At 57.5% G+C, this 16,372-nt stretch carries 19 protein-coding genes; 10 read left to right on the forward strand and 9 right to left on the reverse strand.

All coding sequences use genetic code 11. The annotated features are described in order from the left end of the window. Both DX909_RS13370 and DX909_RS13375 read right to left on the reverse strand, forming a co-directional pair. Positions 1–1,821 (reverse strand): M56 family metallopeptidase, encoded by a 1,821-nt coding sequence (locus DX909_RS13370; RefSeq protein WP_128545674.1) that lies wholly within the window; start codon positions 1,819–1,821, stop codon positions 1–3. Next, positions 1,818–2,189: a BlaI/MecI/CopY family transcriptional regulator gene (locus tag DX909_RS13375; protein WP_128545675.1), complete on the reverse strand. Its 372-nt coding sequence runs from the start codon at positions 2,187–2,189 to the stop codon at positions 1,818–1,820. The genes DX909_RS13370 and DX909_RS13375 overlap by 4 nt, the downstream gene beginning before the upstream one ends. 211 nt (positions 2,190–2,400) lie before the next feature. On the opposite strand from DX909_RS13375, the gene DX909_RS13380 reads away from it, so the two are divergent. Continuing rightward, complete coding sequence (locus DX909_RS13380; protein WP_128545676.1) at positions 2,401–2,811, forward strand: Xre family toxin-antitoxin system antitoxin; 411 nt, start codon at positions 2,401–2,403, stop codon at positions 2,809–2,811. Between the two features lie 14 nt (positions 2,812–2,825). Next, positions 2,826–3,314, forward strand: a complete 489-nt coding sequence (locus DX909_RS13385) for an RES family NAD+ phosphorylase (protein ID WP_128545677.1) — start codon at positions 2,826–2,828, stop codon at positions 3,312–3,314. A gap of 35 nt (positions 3,315–3,349) precedes the next feature. Here DX909_RS13385 and DX909_RS13390 read toward each other — a convergent pair whose 3' ends face one another. The 3 genes from DX909_RS13390 to DX909_RS13400 all read right to left on the reverse strand — a co-directional run bounded on the left by DX909_RS13390 (position 3,350) and on the right by DX909_RS13400 (position 7,065). Continuing rightward, the gene (locus DX909_RS13390; protein WP_128545678.1) at positions 3,350–4,147 is read right to left on the reverse strand and encodes an MBL fold metallo-hydrolase; all 798 of its coding nucleotides are present in this window, start codon (positions 4,145–4,147) and stop codon (positions 3,350–3,352) included. 3 nt (positions 4,148–4,150) lie between these two features. Next, positions 4,151–5,512, reverse strand: a complete 1,362-nt coding sequence (locus tag DX909_RS13395; RefSeq protein WP_128545679.1) for an amidohydrolase family protein — start codon at positions 5,510–5,512, stop codon at positions 4,151–4,153. A gap of 68 nt (positions 5,513–5,580) precedes the next feature. Further along, positions 5,581–7,065, reverse strand: coding sequence for a M61 family metallopeptidase (locus tag DX909_RS13400; protein WP_128545680.1), 1,485 nt, complete (start codon positions 7,063–7,065; stop codon positions 5,581–5,583). A 156-nt stretch (positions 7,066–7,221) separates the two neighbouring features. Between DX909_RS13400 and rpmH the strand changes: the two genes are divergently transcribed. From rpmH to DX909_RS13425, 5 genes are read left to right on the forward strand one after another with little or no spacing between them, the layout of a single operon-like run. Further along, positions 7,222–7,389, forward strand: coding sequence for a 50S ribosomal protein L34 (gene rpmH / locus DX909_RS13405; RefSeq protein ID WP_128545681.1), 168 nt, complete (start codon positions 7,222–7,224; stop codon positions 7,387–7,389). A gap of 25 nt (positions 7,390–7,414) precedes the next feature. After that, complete coding sequence (locus tag DX909_RS13410) at positions 7,415–7,846, forward strand: ribonuclease P protein component (protein WP_128545682.1); 432 nt, start codon at positions 7,415–7,417, stop codon at positions 7,844–7,846. 17 nt (positions 7,847–7,863) lie between these two features. Beyond that, complete coding sequence (locus DX909_RS13415; RefSeq protein WP_128545683.1) at positions 7,864–9,525, forward strand: S41 family peptidase; 1,662 nt, start codon at positions 7,864–7,866, stop codon at positions 9,523–9,525. A 2-nt stretch (positions 9,526–9,527) separates the two neighbouring features. Then, positions 9,528–10,247 carry a tRNA (adenosine(37)-N6)-threonylcarbamoyltransferase complex dimerization subunit type 1 TsaB gene (tsaB, locus tag DX909_RS13420; RefSeq protein ID WP_128545684.1) on the forward strand — a complete coding sequence of 240 codons (720 nt, stop codon included), beginning with the start codon at positions 9,528–9,530 and terminating at the stop codon, positions 10,245–10,247. A gap of 5 nt (positions 10,248–10,252) precedes the next feature. Next, a complete protein-coding gene (locus DX909_RS13425; RefSeq protein ID WP_128545685.1) occupies positions 10,253–10,777 on the forward strand; it encodes a DUF2480 family protein in 525 nt (174 codons plus the stop codon). A 5-nt stretch (positions 10,778–10,782) separates the two neighbouring features. On the opposite strand, the gene rnhB is transcribed toward DX909_RS13425, so the two are convergent. The 4 genes from rnhB to DX909_RS13445 are packed head-to-tail and all read right to left on the reverse strand — an operon-like array spanning position 10,783 to position 14,195. Further along, the gene (rnhB, locus tag DX909_RS13430; protein WP_128545686.1) at positions 10,783–11,358 is read right to left on the reverse strand and encodes a ribonuclease HII; all 576 of its coding nucleotides are present in this window, start codon (positions 11,356–11,358) and stop codon (positions 10,783–10,785) included. Positions 11,359–11,369: 11 nt separating this feature from the next. Next, positions 11,370–12,380, reverse strand: coding sequence for a vWA domain-containing protein (locus DX909_RS13435; protein ID WP_128545687.1), 1,011 nt, complete (start codon positions 12,378–12,380; stop codon positions 11,370–11,372). A gap of 4 nt (positions 12,381–12,384) precedes the next feature. Further along, complete coding sequence (locus DX909_RS13440; protein WP_128545688.1) at positions 12,385–13,332, reverse strand: hypothetical protein; 948 nt, start codon at positions 13,330–13,332, stop codon at positions 12,385–12,387. Further along, positions 13,329–14,195 carry a DUF58 domain-containing protein gene (locus DX909_RS13445; protein WP_128545689.1) on the reverse strand — a complete coding sequence of 289 codons (867 nt, stop codon included), beginning with the start codon at positions 14,193–14,195 and terminating at the stop codon, positions 13,329–13,331. The genes DX909_RS13440 and DX909_RS13445 overlap by 4 nt, the downstream gene beginning before the upstream one ends. A gap of 137 nt (positions 14,196–14,332) precedes the next feature. Here DX909_RS13445 and DX909_RS13450 point away from each other — a divergent pair, with 137 nt between their 5' ends. The 3 genes from DX909_RS13450 to DX909_RS13460 all read left to right on the forward strand — a co-directional run bounded on the left by DX909_RS13450 (position 14,333) and on the right by DX909_RS13460 (position 16,330). Next, a complete protein-coding gene (locus tag DX909_RS13450) occupies positions 14,333–14,698 on the forward strand; it encodes a DUF4296 domain-containing protein (RefSeq protein ID WP_229311037.1) in 366 nt (121 codons plus the stop codon). Positions 14,699–14,836: 138 nt separating this feature from the next. Next, complete coding sequence (locus DX909_RS13455; protein ID WP_128545691.1) at positions 14,837–15,634, forward strand: polyprenol monophosphomannose synthase; 798 nt, start codon at positions 14,837–14,839, stop codon at positions 15,632–15,634. A 351-nt stretch (positions 15,635–15,985) separates the two neighbouring features. Then, positions 15,986–16,330: a T9SS type A sorting domain-containing protein gene (locus DX909_RS13460; protein WP_128545692.1), complete on the forward strand. Its 345-nt coding sequence runs from the start codon at positions 15,986–15,988 to the stop codon at positions 16,328–16,330. The last annotated feature ends 42 nt before the right edge of the window (positions 16,331–16,372 follow it).

A 16,372-nucleotide genomic window follows, 5' to 3' on the forward strand; every position in this document is an offset into this window, starting at 1 on the left:
TCAGGGATTTTTAGGCGCCGGGGTCTCGTTCCCGGCTTTCGGATTAGCTTTGGTCGTGATCAGAATGACGCCGTTCGTACCCTTTTCGCCGTAGATGGCCCGGGCCGACTGGCCTTTCAGGACGGCTACCGACTTAATGGCATCGGAAGCCAGCCTGTTCAAAGAGAAATCGGCATCCTGCATCTCGCCGTCGATGATATACAGCGGTTTGGTGTTAGGGTCGAGCGTGATCCGCCCCGTGAACATGGGACCCGGTGGCGGGTTTTCTTCCGTCCGGCTGCCGGTTCGTTCACCGCGCTCCAGCTGAAACTCGATCGGGAGCACATACTGAACGGCTACGGGCTTGCCGCCCTGTATGCCCGGGTTCCAGTTCGGCATCTTGCCGACCACCCGCACAGCCTCTTCGTCGCAGCCGAAGCCGATGCCTTTCTGAACCCGCAGGTCATAGATTTCACCAGATGGGCCGACGGTAAACTGGACGAAGACCTTCCCGGTAACCCCCCGCTGAATTGCTTCAGACGGATACCGGATGTTTTTTCCCAGATACAGACCCAGGGCGTCCATGCCGCCCGGAAATTCGGGCGCCTTTTCCACCACGGTAAACACGGGGTTTTGCTGGGGCTTTTTAGGTCCGGGCTGTTGCGGGTCGGCCGACGTCGCCGGCTTCGGGAAAGGCGCGTAGCCGACCACGACCACCGGCTTCAGCGACTCGGCTTTCCGGTTCAGTACGAAATTCAGGGTGGTCTTTCCGGCCACTTCTCCGGCGACGGATTCATAACCGACATAGCTGGCCGTGATCCGGGCCTCGGCCGGGACGTTGCGGAGTTGATACCGGCCTTCTGCGTCGGTTTGTGCTCCGTTGGTCGTACCCTGAACCAGCACGGTAGCCCGGCTGAGCGGTTTCCCTTCCTCGCTGAGAACGTTTCCGGATACGGTCAGCGGTTCGGCGGAGGAGGCCGTCACCAGCCGGCTGATCTGCTCCCGTGCCGAGGTCATGGCCAGCAGACTGAGCAGCATCGGCAGCACCAGCACATACTTGCCCAGCGCCCAGCGGCTGGTGGTCCGGCGGTGAAGCATCCGGATGCGCTCTTTCAGGAGGGCGCTTTTGAAAAAATTGTTAGTCAGACCGCCCGGCTGAACGCCGAAGGCATAATCGATCAGGAAAGCCGCATACTGCTGTTTATCCTCGGCCTGGGCGTCGGCCAGAAATTCGTGCACCTGCCGGAGGGAGCGTTTGTAGGCCAGCAGCACCGGGTTCAGCCAGAAAACCACCTGGATCAGTTCCAGCAGGAGCACATCGAGGCTGTGCCATTGCCGGATATGCACCAGCTCGTGGGCGATGATCGGGGCGTTGGCGGTCTGCGCATCCTGGCGGCTCAGCACCAGATACCGCAGAAAGGAGAAGGTAGGGACGCGTTCGTCAGTAGGCAGCACCAGCGTGTAGCCCGGCATCGCCTGCCGCTCCGACCGGCGGATCTGCCGACCGATGCCGGTCAGCTGAAGCAGCAGCCGGAACAGCAGCACCGCGGCAATCAGGCCGTAGAGGTAATAAGCCGCCGTTTCCCAGTCGGGACCGGCCGCTGCCGGAGCCACCGCGCCGACGGCCGGCAGGGTGATCACCCCTACGGGCAGCGGCAGCACCTCGGCCGTTTGGACCGGTAGTTCGACCAGCGGCAACGCCAGCGACAGGCCCACCGACCCCAGCAGGTAGGCGCGATTGAGCCGAAAAAAGGTGTGTCGGCGGAGCCAGAGCCAGTAACAGGCGTAAAACAGCGCCAGAAACAGGTTGGCTTTGAGCAGGTAATCGAGCCAGGCGGTCATGATTCCTTCTTCCGGTTTAAGAGTTCGATGATCTCGTTGGCTTCCTTCAGGCTCAGGTTCCGGTCTTTGACGAAAAACGAAACCAGCTTTTTCAGCGAATTGTCGAAGTAGCTCGACATCAGCTGCTCCATCTCGAAACGCTTGTACTGCTCCTCCGTAATGAGGGGATAATATTCGTGGGTCTTGCCGTAGGCCCGATACCCTACCAATCCTTTCTTTTCCAGAATACGGATGATGGTCGAGACGGTGTTGTAGGCGGGTCTGGGTTCCGGAAGTTCGGCCAGAACGTCCTTGACGAAGCCCTTTTCCAGCTTCCAGAGCACCTTCATGATCTCTTCTTCGGCATTGGTCAGTTCGCGCACCTTCATGTGGGGCCGGGGTTTGAATGGATAACTGATCCGAAAGTATGACTAATATTTTAGTTTCACAACTAATACATTAGTTTTTTTATTGAAAAATTTTTGGCGCCCGGCGATGGTTCTCATAATTTATTTAGACCTGCTATTTCTGACCCATTGCAGAAATGAACTCGATCTGCCATATTGCGGTTGTAGCACTGACATATTTCGGTTTCTGCTCATGGCTCATGCAACTCCTCCGCCCTATCAGGCTGTATATGCTCCGTATACGGTGATCGACAAGGCCCGTCAGGGTGTTCTGCGTTCGGAAGCCGATCAGGTGGCTGCCTTAGCAGGCCTGACCGACCTGGAGATGGCCCGGATCCTCAACATGTCCGATCGAAATCTGCATCGGCTTAAACCCCAGGAGCGGCTGTCTCGTGACGCTTCCGAGCGGTTGCTGCTGTTAACCAATCTGCTTCGTCATGGTCTGGATGTCTTTGATGACGACGCTGAAACCCTGGCCGACTGGCTACGCTCGTCCATTCGCGAGTTGAACTCTCAATCCCCTTTACAACTGCTGGACACCACGACGGGCTTTGGCCTGGTCGACGACGTACTGGGCCGCATTGAACATGGCATTGTCGGGTAAGCCGTCATACCGCAATGCTGACTGTGTACCGAACCGTAAAAGCGAGATACAGTGACCAGCCGCTGGCTACCGAAGGCGCTCGCCTGTTTGGCGGCCGCTGGAATCCCAAAGGCTTTCCCTTGCTCTATACAACGTCTTCACCGGCTCTGGCGTTGGTGGAATCGCTGGTCCATCAGCCCCGGGTGAAGTATGAGAAGCTGCCCGGACTGATGTTGTTTACCCTGCGGGTCCCGGATGAGGTAACTTCCTTCCCTATTGAGTCACTGCCGGCGTACTGGCAGGAGGAAAGTTACGAGCGCACCCAGTGGTTGCTGAGAGACTGGCTCACCCGCCCATCCACCTTGGTGGCCGCGGTGCCCTCAGTAGTAGTGCCCATGTCCTGTAACTACCTGATTCATCCTGCCCATCCCCGTTTTAGGGAGATTGAGATCCTGCGGCAGGAGGACTTCCCGGTGGAGCGACGGTTGTGGCGGGATGAAGGCTTGCCCCCTGAGGCAGCTTAAGAAAGAAAGCCAAACCGTTTTTTTCCGCCCGTCCCTTACTCAAAAATCTGAAGATACCGCCGAATCGACTGGTCGAATATCGCCCGGCCGTCGGCTTCGATGTTCTGGTCCTCGAAGGCGCCGTAAATCCGGTCGAAGGAAAATCCGTCGAGCCGGTCGCGGATCTGTTCGATCTCCCGTTTGGGCAGCGGAATCAAGTTGGGGTAGCTGTACATGAAGGTGACCGACTTGCGGTCGCGGGTCACATAGATGCTGTCGCCCGTCAGCAGAAAATGGCCGGTTTCGTCCGGCAGATGCAGGACGCAGCTCCCGGGAAAATGCCCGCCGGTATTGACGACGATAATACCATCCCATAGCGGCTGCCGGGGGCCGCTCCAGTACTCAACCCGGTCAGTGGGATTCATCACCCATTGCCGGTCGTTTTCGTGAATGTACACCGGGCAGTCGAAGGTTTCGGTCCATTCCGCCATCAGGCTGAAATAATGCGGATGGGAGATGGCAATGGCTTTCAGCCCACCCAGCGACCGGATGAAGGCCGTCGTGGGCGGGTCGAGGAAGGGCAGGCAGTCCCAAAGGATGTTTCCGCCTTCCGACCGGATCAGAAAGGCCCGCTGGCCGATGGCGAAGGCCGGCGTGATGCGCAGGTCGTACAGGCGGTCGGTAAGGCGGCTGAACCGGATGGTGCGGTCTTTCGCCAGCTCGTCGAGGCTGGTCCAGGTCTGGCCGTCGTCGCCGACGTATTGGCGGTCATCGGCGCAGATCGGGCAGAGGTCGGGCAGCCGGGCCGGGTCCGGATACTGGGTGCCGCAGGTCCGGCAGATGGTTTGCGCCATGCCTCAGTTCTTCTCCAGTTTTTTCAGTTCCTTATCAATGTAGGCTTTGGAGAGCCACCTGGTGCCGATCATGACGCCTTCGATGTTACGGGTCTGGCTGATGTCTTTCAGCGGGTTGCCGTTCAGGAGTACCAGGTCCGACACGTTGCCGGTTTTGACGGTGCCCCAGTCCGGTTTGTTGAAGAAGGAAGCTACGTTGACGGTGCCGGTCCGCAGAGTTTCGTAGGGCGTCAGGCCCGCATCCACCATGTACTGCATTTCGTGATGGATCGAAAAGCCGGGAACGTTGAAGACCTGCGGGGCATCCGAGCCCAGCAGAATCTCGACACCGTTCTTCTGGCATTCATACAGCAGCTTCCGGCGGGCCTGGATGAATTTTTCGGCGCGTTCCTTCGAGAAGTTGGGGTTATTGTTGTAGTTGTTCTTGGCGTTGACCCAGTTACGCACCTCCTCCGGTTTCATGTATTTCATTTCCGGCGCTTTGGCAAACGTTTCGGCCGGCTGGGGCGACAGCCAGCGTTCGGCCAGGGCCTCCGTCGGCACCACCCGGATCTTTTTATCGCGCAGCGCCTTCACCAGCTTCGGAATCAGCGACGGGTCGGCGCGGTAGCCGATCCAGGCGCCGAACAGACCGGTTTCCTGCTCGACGAGCGTATCCGAGCCCGGCACGATGGCTTCGATAAAACCGTCCATGTGGTCGATGGAGGCATACTCCGCTTCGATGGCCCGCCAGACGCCCACGTTGAACGACACGTGACCGGCAAACGGAATGCCCACCTCTTTGGCGGTTTTGGCAATGGCCGGGAAGGTTTCTTTGGTCAGACCGGGATGCAGTTTCAGGAAATCGTACCCGGCGGCTTTCTGTTCACGCACCAGCTCGGCGCCCCGCTCCGCCGTCTTGACGCTCTGGCCGCTGAACGACGGCCCGGAACTGTAAAAATGCGGTCCCAGAATCTCCCCACTGTTGATTTTGCTGCGCAGTTCGAGGTGTCGCGGATGACCCAGCATCCCCCGGATGGTGGTGATGCCGTTGGCCAGATAGAGCTTCAGCACGTCCTTCATGGGCTCGATGTCGTCGATGGGCGGCACGTGGGCGTGAATTTCGGCCCAGCCGGGCATCAGGTATTTGCCTTTGGCGTTAACCACCTGGGCACCCCGGGTAAATTTCACTTTCCCGTCGTCACCCAGGGCGGTGATCCGGCCGTCTTTCACCACGACCGTCTGGTTTTCAAGAACCCGTTCCCGATCCATCGGGATGACGTTGACCGACCGGAACACAATTTCACGTCCGGCATTGCTGACCAGGTCCTGCGCGAAGGCGGGCAGGGTGAGCAGCAGGAGGAAGGCAAGGATAACGTGACGCATGGCCTTGGAGGGGTTGTTTACGACAAAAGGAGGGAAGGATAGGAAATTTACCGTTGGAGCCGCCCGCTTCAGCCGGCTACCGGGACAACCTGATTGCTCAGCCAGCGATCGCGCTGGAGCTGGCCGTCGATGTCCGGGAGCGAATGGAGCAGCACGGACGGGTTGGCGGTATGATCGGCGGCATCGTAATCGAGATGCAGGCCCACGAACGCCAGATACTCGTTAAGCAGGTCTTCGAGCGGTTCGTTGCCGAAGATGCAGCGGTCGAAATACCAGTCGAGGGATTCGCCGGCGACTTCCTCCGCAACGGCGCGGTAATCTTCCAGCGTGTAGCCGATGAACGGTTTCCCGAAGCGGTCCCACATCAGCCGCATCACCTCGTCGAGCGAGCGGAGGTGGTCGGTTTGGCGCCGGAGGTGAAGGTCCAGAATCAGGGCCGCGATCGCTCCTTTGTGGTAGACGGAAACCTTGCGGTGGGGAACGCCCTTGTCGTAGCCGTCGAGCCACAGATCCCAGGAGGATTCCACCAGCGACTGAAACGCCCGCCCGCTGGCTTCGAAATGCCGCTTGAACAGCACGTGGAGTTCTTTTAAATAAGCCGCATCGTCGAAAACGCCTGCCCGGCGGAGCATCAGGTCACCGTAATAGGTCGTGACACCTTCGGCCACGAAGCAGGTGGAGAAGTAGTTCTCCCGGGTGAAGTCATACGGCAGCAGCTCGGCGGGCCGGATGCGAATGACGTTCCAGGCATGAAACAGTTCATGCGAAGCGACGCCCAGCAGGTCGGTATACAGCCCTTCGCCTTCATCGTTCGGTCCCAGAACGAGCATCGTGGAGTTCCGGTGTTCGACGCCGTGGTAGAAGGCCGTCGGCAGAACAATCGTCAGAAAATGGTATTCCGGTTCCGGAAATTCGCCGTAGAGCCGCAGCTGTGCTTCCGAAAACCGGCTGAAATCGTGGCGGATGCGCTCCCAGTCGGGTTTGAAGTTGCCGTGAATCCAGACATGGAACGGAACGCCGTCGATCAGGTACTGGTCGTGTTTGAGGTCGGGGGAAGCCATGAGGGGGCAGTCGACCAGTTCGTAAAAATCGGCGGCTTTCAGCAGGGCAGGCGACTCGTCGGACGCGGCCAAACCGCAGGCCACCGTCCAGTCCGACGGAATGCCCAGTTCCAGCGTACACGGTTCCGACAGGCGGCCCTCGGCGTAGAGACAGAGGTTGACGGGGTTGACGTACAGCAGCCGGTCGTCGGAAAAGCTGCTGCCGGCGTTGATCACGTTACTATAATACGTATACCGGGCCACCAGTTCCGAAACCCCGTTCGTCTGCACCCGCCAGCGGTCTTTGGTGATTTTGTGACAGGCCAGCCGGCGGCCTTCGGTATCGAATAGCTCAAAGCGCTGCAGGTTTTTGGCGAAATTCTGGAGTTCATACCGGCCGGGTCGCCAAGACGGAAGCTGAAGCTCGACGACGGGGGTGTCGATCCCGGTGAGCCGGCACTCTACCTCGATGGAACGCGATGCGGGAAGCGGACAGGTGATTTTATAATACATAACACGGAGGAAGCGGCTACAGTACAGGTACTACCGCTAAAGATAAGGGCTTGTTTATGAAAACGCTAAATAGTTAGCCTGAACTTGCTCCATTCCGAAACATTATCTACCTTTGCAGACTCATTTGAAAAATAGGGATTCAAGGATATATCGATCATGAAAAGAACGTATCAACCGTCGAACCGTAAGCGCCGGAACAAACACGGCTTCCGCGAGCGCATGGCATCGCACAACGGCCGTAAAGTACTGGCTGCCCGTCGCAAGAAAGGACGGCATAAACTGACCGTTTCCGACGAGAAGAAAGGCGACCGGTTTAAGTTTTAAGTAAACCGGCCCTGTTCGCCGTTTTATGAAGCAGACGTTCAAAAAGTCGGAACGGCTTTGCAGTAAAAAAATTACTGAACGTCTGTTTGAAAGAGGTAGTGCGTCGGTCCGGACGTTCTACCTCTTTCCGTTTCGAATTCTGTACATCGCCGACCCCGATCCCGGCGACCCCGCCGAACGTGAACCCGTCGCGTCGGGCGATCCCGCCGACCGGCACTGGCCGGCCGTCCTGATTTCCATTTCCCGCCGAAACTTCAAAAAAGCCGTCGACCGTAACTTCATCCGACGGCGCGTTCGCGAAGCCTACCGCCAGAATAAGCCGCTTCTTTTAGGCCCGGACGAGAATCCGCGGAACCCGCCGGCTTATATCGCTTTCCTGTATACCGCACGCGAGAAAATTTCGTTTGAAGAGATAGAAAAAAGTGTGAAATTAGCTTTAGGCAAAATAGCCCCTTAAGACCGCCTGCTGAAAATATGTTTACTCGCAAACGTTATAAAATCGCGGCTGCCGCAGCCGTGCTGGTCGGCGGGCTTAGCCTGGCCTCGTTCAGAAACGACGACCGCTTCTTCGAAATCGCCCGGAACCTGGATATCTACGCGACCCTGTTCAAGGAACTCAACCTCTACTACGTCGACGAACTGAATCCCAACAAGATGGTGAAGTCCAGCATCGACGCCATGCTGAAGTCGCTGGACCCCTATACCAACTTCTTCGCCGAAGATGAGATCGAGGACTACATGACCATGACGACCGGCCGCTATAACGGCATCGGCGCACTGATCGGTACCCGGCAGGGCCGCAGCATCGTCATGATGATTTACGAAGGCACACCCGCCGAGAAATCCGGTCTCCAGATCGGCGACGAAATTCTGAAGATCGACGGCGTCGACATCAAAACCCGGCGCGACATCGACTCCGAAAAGCTGCTGCGCGGCCAGACCAACACGAACGTCAAACTCACCGTCAGGCGGTTCGGGGCGAAAGACCCCCTGGATATTCCGGTATCGCGGGATGTGGTGAAGATGACCAACGTGCCCTTTTACGGCATGATTACCGACGAGGTGGGCTACATCGACCTGAAGGACTTTACCGGTACGGCCTCCCGCGAGGTGCGCAACGCCTTCGTCGAGCTGAAGAACAAAGGCATGAAGAAGCTCGTGCTCGACGTCCGCGAAAACCCGGGCGGGCTGCTGAACATGGCTATCGACATCGCCAACATCTGGCTCCCGCGCGAGTCGGAGATCGTGACGACCAAAGGTAAGGTGACCGAGTGGAACAAGACCTATACGGCCCTGAACCCGCCCCTCGACCTGGAAATGCCGATGGTGGTGCTGACCAACAGCCGGAGTGCCTCGGCCGCCGAAATCGTTTCCGGCGTTATTCAGGACTACGACCGGGGCGTACTGGTCGGCCAGCGGACCTACGGCAAGGGACTCGTTCAGACGACCCGCGAACTGTCGTACAACACCAAGCTGAAGATCACCACGGCCAAATATTATATTCCCAGCGGCCGCTGCATTCAGGCCATCGACTACAGCCACCGGAACCCGGACGGCAGCGTGGGCAAGATTCCGGATTCGCTCAAAACCGCCTTTAAAACCAAAGCCGGCCGGGTGGTATACGACGGCGGTGGCGTCACGCCCGACGTGGCGGTCGAACCCGCGTCGCCTGCACCCATCGCCCTGAGCCTGACCAACCGGGGCCTGATCTTCGACTACGCCGTCAAATACCGGCATGCGCACCCGACGATCAAACCCGCCCGGGAGTTCCGTCTGTCCGACGCCGACTATCAGGACTTCGTCGGCTGGCTGAAAGACAAGGAATATGACTACACGTCGCAGGTGGAAAAAGATCTCGGTACCCTGGAAGCCTCGGCCAAGAAAGAAAAGTCGTTCGATCAGATTCAGGACCAGCTCAAAGCCCTGAAAAACAAGCTTTCGCACAGCAAGGACGCCGATCTGGCGACGTTTAAAGGGGAGATCAAAACCCTGCTCGAACAGGAAATTATCGGTCACTATTACCTCCAGAAAGGCATGAAGGAAGCCTCCTTCTCGACCGACCCGGAAATCAAGGCCGCGCTCGATCTGTTCAAGGACATGAACCGGTATCAGGCTATTCTGAAAGGGCAGAAGTAAGTATGCCCCTCATTCTCTCTATCGATACATCCACAACGGTCTGCTCCGTCGCGCTCCATCAGGGCGACGGATTGCAGACCGTTCGCTTACTTTCCTGCTACGAGCTGTTTGCCGAAAAGTCCTCCTCCGGAATGCTGACGACCCTGATCCGCGATGCCGTTCGGCAGGCCGGGCATCAGTTGACGGAGCTGGATGCCGTGGCCGTCGCCAAAGGCCCCGGCTCTTACACGGGCCTGCGGATCGGCGTTTCAACGGCCAAGGGGCTATGTTTTGCGCTCGACAAGCCGCTGCTGGCGGTCAATACGCTCGAAGCCATGGCCGAACAGGTCCGCCCGTTCTACGAGTCGGGTACCGCCGAATCGCCCGCCCTCTGCCCCATGATCGACGCCCGCCGGATGGAGGTCTACTGTGCCGCATATGATCCGGAGGGAGCCGAACTGATGCCGACGACGGCGCTGGTGGTGGACGAAACCTCCTTCCCGGATTTGCTGTCCCGGGGTCCCGTGGTATTTTTCGGCAACGGGGCGGCCAAGTGCCGGGCGGTGCTGGCCCATCAGCCGAATGCGGTTTTTATCGACGAGGTCATTCATCCGTCCGCCCGGACCGTCGGTCGGCGGGCCGCTGCGGCTTTCGAAGCGGGCCGGTTTGAGGACGTGGCCGCCTTCGAACCCTTCTATCTGAAAGATTTTCAGGGAACCAAGCCGAAGAAACTGGTTGTTTAATCCGTATGGAAACCGAACCGATCATCAACCGGGTGGCAAAAAGCGGCCTGGTCACCCTCGACCTGGAAGAGTATTACCACCCCGGCGAGCGGGTCGTCTATGACCTGAAAGATAACCTTTACATGGGGCTGATTCTGAGGGAAAAGGACTTTCGTGAGTTTCTGAAAACCCATGACTGGAACCAGTATGCAGGAAAGAACGTGGCCGTTACCTGCTCCGAAGACGCCATCGTCCCGACCTGGGCCTATATGCTGCTGACGCTCCATTTGCAGCCCCACGCCCATCTGGTGGTTTTCGGCTCCCTCCAGGATCTGGAAGAAAAGCTTTATTTCGACGCCATTGCCCGCATCGATCCGGAAGCATATCATGATGCCCGGGTGGTGGTGAAGGGGTGCAGCAAGGTGGAAGTGCCGACCTCGGCCTATGTCGAGATCACGCGGCTGCTCCAGCCGGTCGTTCAGAGCCTGATGTTCGGCGAGCCGTGCAGCACCGTCCCTCTCTATAAACGCCCCAAACTCCCCAATTCCTAAAACCCTCAAACCAGCCGGAAGCTCATGCGGTGGTGAGGGCAGGGGCCATGCTCGCGGAGGGCTCTGCGATGAAACGGGGTTGGGTAACCGACGTTCTGTTCCCAGCCGTAGTGTGGAAATGAAGCCGCAAGCTTTTCCATCAGGTCGTCCCGGTAGGTTTTCGCCAGCACCGACGCGGCTGCGATGGAGAGAAATTTGGCGTCGCCTTTGATGATGCAGGTGTGCGGAATCAGGGGGTAATTCACAAAGCGGTTGCCGTCGACGAGCAGGTGCTCCGGCACCACCGCCAGGGCATCCACCGCCCGGTGCATGGCCAGAAAGCTGGCTTTCAGAATATTGATCCGGTCGATTTCCTCATTCGAGACCTCGGCAATCGCCCAGGCGAGGGCATCCCGCTCGATCTCCGCCCGCAGCTTTTCCCGCTGGCTGCGGGTCAGCTGCTTCGAATCGTTCAGGACTGGGTGCGTGTACTGTTTCGGCAGAATGACGGCGGCCGCCACAACCGGCCCGGCCAGACAACCCCGGCCTACTTCGTCCAGACCGGCTTCCAGCGTGTTTTCGTTGTAAAAAGAGCGTAGCACGGCGTTCTTCCTCAATCTTCCAGAATATTTCCGAATATCGTATTCTTCAGCAGAAAAGCCAGCAGCAGAAAGATGATGGCCCAGTAAAGATAAACCCGGTAAAAGTCCTTGACGTCTTTATACGTTGTGGTTTTGACGGGAGCCTTCTCCAGCCGGTCGATTTCGTTGAAAACCACCTGAAGCCGCTGGGTGTCGCCGGCCCGGAAAAAACTGCCTCCGCCGATGCTGGCAATGTTGGTCAGAACGCCCTCATCCACCGTCACCGCCGACAGCACGTCGGGCAGCCGGGGTCGGGGCGGCTGCCCGACGGCGATGGTATAGATCCGGATGCCGAAGGCCTTTGCCAGCCGGGCCACGGTCACGGGGTCCAGGTTCCCGGCGGTATTGTCGCCGTCGCTGAGCAGGATGGAAACCTTGCTTTTGGTCGGGGATTCGCGCATGCGGTTGATGCAGACCGCCAGCGCGCTGCCGATGGCCGTGCCGGAGGTTTTGATCATGCTCTCGTCCAGATCGTCCAGATAGCTGTACAGCAGGTCGTAATCGGTGGTCAGCGGGCAGAGCGAGAAGGCTTCACCCGCGAAGATTACCAGCCCGATACGGTCGTTGCGCCGGTTTTTCACGAAGGTCCGGGCCACCCGTTTGGCGGCCGCCAGCCGGTTCGGTTTGAGGTCCTTTTCAAGCATCGACGACGAAATGTCGATGGCCAGCATCAGGTCGATGCCCTCGGCTACCTGCTCGGTCTGCTCGCGGACCAGCTGCGGGCGGGCCAGAGCCACCAGAATCAGCGTCATCCCCAGAAACAGACTGACGGGCAGCGCATAACGGAGACGGCTCAGCAGGGTGGGCCGGAGTTCGGCGTGGTTCAGGGCGACGCTCAGCTTTTGCTGGGAGCGGCTCGTCAGGAGCGACCGCAGCCCGAACAGCAGCAGAACGATCGGAATGGCATACAGATAAATCGGTTGCGCCCAGGTGAACTGCCGCAGCTGCGCTAAGGTGAACCAGTGGTAAGAGAGCCATTCCATGTCGTCAGGGCATTGGGTTATTCAGCAATTGAACGCTGCGCCGGTAATAGGCAATGTCTGCCAGTTCGCTCAGCACCCGGAGCGACTGCTGCGTCTGATCGGAATAAACGCCCCCGTAAACCACCCCGTCGATTTCTTTCAGGGCATCGGCCAGCCGGTTGTCACGCACGGACTCGACAATTTCGCGGGTGGTCAGGGAGGTATACGGTTTGCCCTCCAGCCATTCCATGTATTCTTTCCAGAGAACCACCGCCCGCCCGGCCTCTTCGTGGGCCGTTTCAGGGCCGATGCTGCGCGCCATCCGGTTGAACGAGCGATGGAAATCCAGATGCTGCCGATGGAGCCGGTACCGGAGGATGCGCGTCCGGATGTCGCGGCCGAAAAACAGGAAGACGATTCCGACGCCCCCCAGGGTTCCGAGCAGGATCACGAACAGCAGCGGATAATTCATCTGCTGGCGAAGCGTCACCACATCGGTATAGGTCGAGAGCCGAAGCGTGTCGAGCCGCCGGCTCTGAATCCGCTCCCGGAGCCGGACCGTGTCGGTGTTGGAAAACACCGACACGCTGTCCGTGCCGTTGCGGATCAGAATCACCGGAACGCGCAGCGTCTGCATGGGGCTGGTTTCGAAGGAAACGAGCGTATAAACGGCGCTGTCCAGGCTACCCTTCGCGTTGGTTCTCGTTGAAAAAATCGAAATATCCCGAACCAGAAAAGGCGCGAAAAACCGGGCGGTGTCGGGAAACAGCACGTCGGCGGCCGGGCGGTGCAGCAGGCTGAGCGAATACTGAAACGGCTTGCCGATCTCCACCGTATCGGAGATGAACACGCCTTTCGGCGTCTGGGCCGGTACGGAGAAGGCCAGCAGGAACAGAACCATCAGCAGACACGCCCGCCGTCGGCCGGCCCGGCCCGGTATCCCTTCGGTCGTCTTGTAGAACCGGCTGCTCATTGGTACTTCCGAACGCGGAACAATTCGATCAGTTTGGGAACATAGTCCTCCTGGGAATCCAGCGCCACGTAATTGGCGTTATACTGCCTGCAAAACCGTTCGAGTTGCTGCTGGCTCTGCCGAAAGGTCTGGCGAATCTGGTTCCGGAAAGCCGGGGAGGACGTGTTGACCCAGACGGTCCGGCGGCTCTCGGTATCGTACACCGGGATGATGCCCAGCCGCGGAAGTTCGGTTTCGCGCTTGTCGTACATATGAATGACCACGAGATCATGTTTCCGGGCCAGAGCTTTGAGGTTGTGCTCGTAGCCGCTGTCGATGAAATCGGAAACCATGATGACCACGCTCCGGCGCTTCAGGACGTTCAGCGTAAACAGCAGGGCACCGGCCAGGTTGGTTCGGACCGATTCCGGTTTCAGTTTAAAAAGACTCAGAATCAGCCGGTAGCCGTGTTTCAGGCTGTTCGACGGCTTGAGGTATTTTTCCTTCTGGTCCGAGAAGCAGTACATCCCGACATGGCTGGCCTCCTTGATGGCCGACAGCGCCAGCACCCCGCAGACCTCCCGGGTAGTGGCCAGCTTGGAGCGCGTCGCGGTGCCGACCTCCTGCGAAGCGCTGACGTCGACCAGAAAAAATACGGTCTGGTCTTTTTCCTCGCGGAAAATCTTGACGAAGGTGCCGTGGCCTTTCGACGACACGTTCCAGTCGATGGCCCGGACATCGTCACCGTACTGGTAAGTCCGCAGGTCGCTGAATTCAAGCCCCGACCCTTTGAAAATTGAATGGAAATTGCCCCGCATCTGGGAGTTGATGGCCTTCCGGATGCGGATTTCGTATTGATGTAACTTCGCCAGGAACTCGTGCATAATCGTCACCGGACGTCCCCGAAGGACGGGTCCGGAAAGAGTAAATCGCCGGCCGTCGCCGGACGAACGGGCGTGTAAAAAATAATTACGACATTTGTATGAAAATGCCGGCTTTGACAAAAATAACGAAAATGAAGGTGGAACGATGCAGATCGCTGCCGCAATGGTTCCTGCTGATCGTAGTCCTGCTGGTCCAGGCCTGTCAGAATCAGGCCGAAGAAGCGCCCGAAGGCTTGATCCCGGAGGAAAAAATGGCCCGGATTCTGACGGAAATCCACCTGGCCGAGGCCCGGGTCAGCCGCATGAGCCTGGGATCGCAGGACAGCAGCAGCCTGGTGTACAAACGCCTGGAAAAGCAGATTTTCCGCGAATTCAAGGTCGATACGACGGTTTATTCGAGGAGTTACACGTACTATTCCACACATCCGGCCAAACTGGCTGAAGTCTACAAACGGGTCACGGAAGAACTGGAGCGACGGAAGAAACCGTCCAAAGCAAAGTGAGTTCTCCCAAACGGAAAACCGCCCCGGGCCGGGGTTCGTTTTTAACGCTTTTTAGGAATTTCCATACGCAATTATCTTCGAAAAAGTTGTTATTTAGCTGGTAATGAATCCTTCGTGACCCTAAAACCCATTGGTCCATTGAAAGAGTGTCTGGTAGTCATCCCGACTTACAACGAAATTGAGAACATTGAGGCCATCATCCGGAAAGTGATGTCCCTGCCCGTTGCGTTCGACCTCCTGATCGTCGACGACGGGTCGCCGGACGGGACGGCCCTGCGGGTAAAAGCATTGCAATCCGAATATGAGACGGACGGGTCGCAGCGGCTGCACCTGCTGGAGCGTAAAGGAAAACTCGGCCTCGGAACGGCTTACATTGCCGGCTTTCGCCGGGCCTTCGAAGGACCTTACCGGTATCTGTTCGAAATGGATGCCGACTTTTCCCACAACCCCGAAGATCTGGTGCGGCTTTACCGGGCCTGCGCCGGAGAGGGCTACGATGTGGCCGTCGGTTCGCGCTACATCCGGGGGGTCAATGTCGTCAACTGGCCGATGGGACGGGTGCTGATGTCTTATTTTGCCGGGCATTACGTCCGTTTTATCACCGGTATGCCGATCATGGACCCGACGGCGGGTTTTATCTGCTACCGCCGGGAAGTCATGGAAACCATCCTCCACAATAACATCCGGTTTGTCGGTTATGCCTTCCAGATCGAGATGAAGTTTCTGGCCTGGAAATACGGTTACCGGCTTACCGAAGTGCCGATCATCTTCACCGACCGGACAAAAGGCGTTTCGAAAATGTCGACCCGTATTTTTAAGGAGGCCGTCTTCGGCGTCATCCAGATGAAAGTCGAAAGCTTCTTCCGGCGATACATCCCTCCCCGGAAAGTGCCGGCGCCGGTAGCCGAAAAACCGGAAACCACCGAAGCGGTGTGAGGTCAGTCCCTCACACCTTTTTTTTGCGCTTCCCGGCGCTCCAGGCATCACTTTTCTCCGTTTTTCTTCCGTCCAGAGTCAAATATAATTGTACTTTATAAAGAATATTTAAATTTTTCCAAGATCGCCCCTTCTCTGAGTATTCGGTTTTGTGCGAATAATCTTCTGATTTACCTTTTACTCTCCAAATTTCGTTTGGGTTGGCAAAGTTCAATTTCCTATTTGTGTCAACATTAAAATTGCACTGAACGTCAGGTGCTTAAATCGATGTGAACTTCCTATGCTCTTTCTATAGTTACTTTGCTGAAAAGATCCACATCACAATGATCATCACTGTAAACAAGAAAGATTATGAACACCGTAGTTAAAGCATCATTGATAGCCCTGGGTATGGGCTTCGTCATGATTTGTGTCGTCGACGCCGTCAATCCCCAATCCATTCTGGGTTGGCTGAGCGGTCAGTCAGCATCGAAAGCGCAGGTAACTGTTGTCGTCAATAAGGCGGATAATCAGCCCATTACCGTGAAGTTGTCCAAACTGAACGGCGAGGTGGTTGCCAGCCAGCAACTCGAAGAAGGGAATATCGTTCACTTCGGTCTGAAAAATGCCGAAAACGGTACCTACCGGGTAGAAGTAACCGACGGACTCACCAGGAAGGTGAAAGAAGTTTCGCTGGTTGCTCAGAAACCGGTTTAAGCCATACCAATCGTAACGCTGTACGGGGGGCGGTTCCATTTG

Source organism: Larkinella soli (assembly GCF_003703975.1).
In the GTDB taxonomy this organism is placed as follows: Bacteria; Bacteroidota; Bacteroidia; order Cytophagales; family Spirosomataceae; genus Larkinella; species Larkinella soli.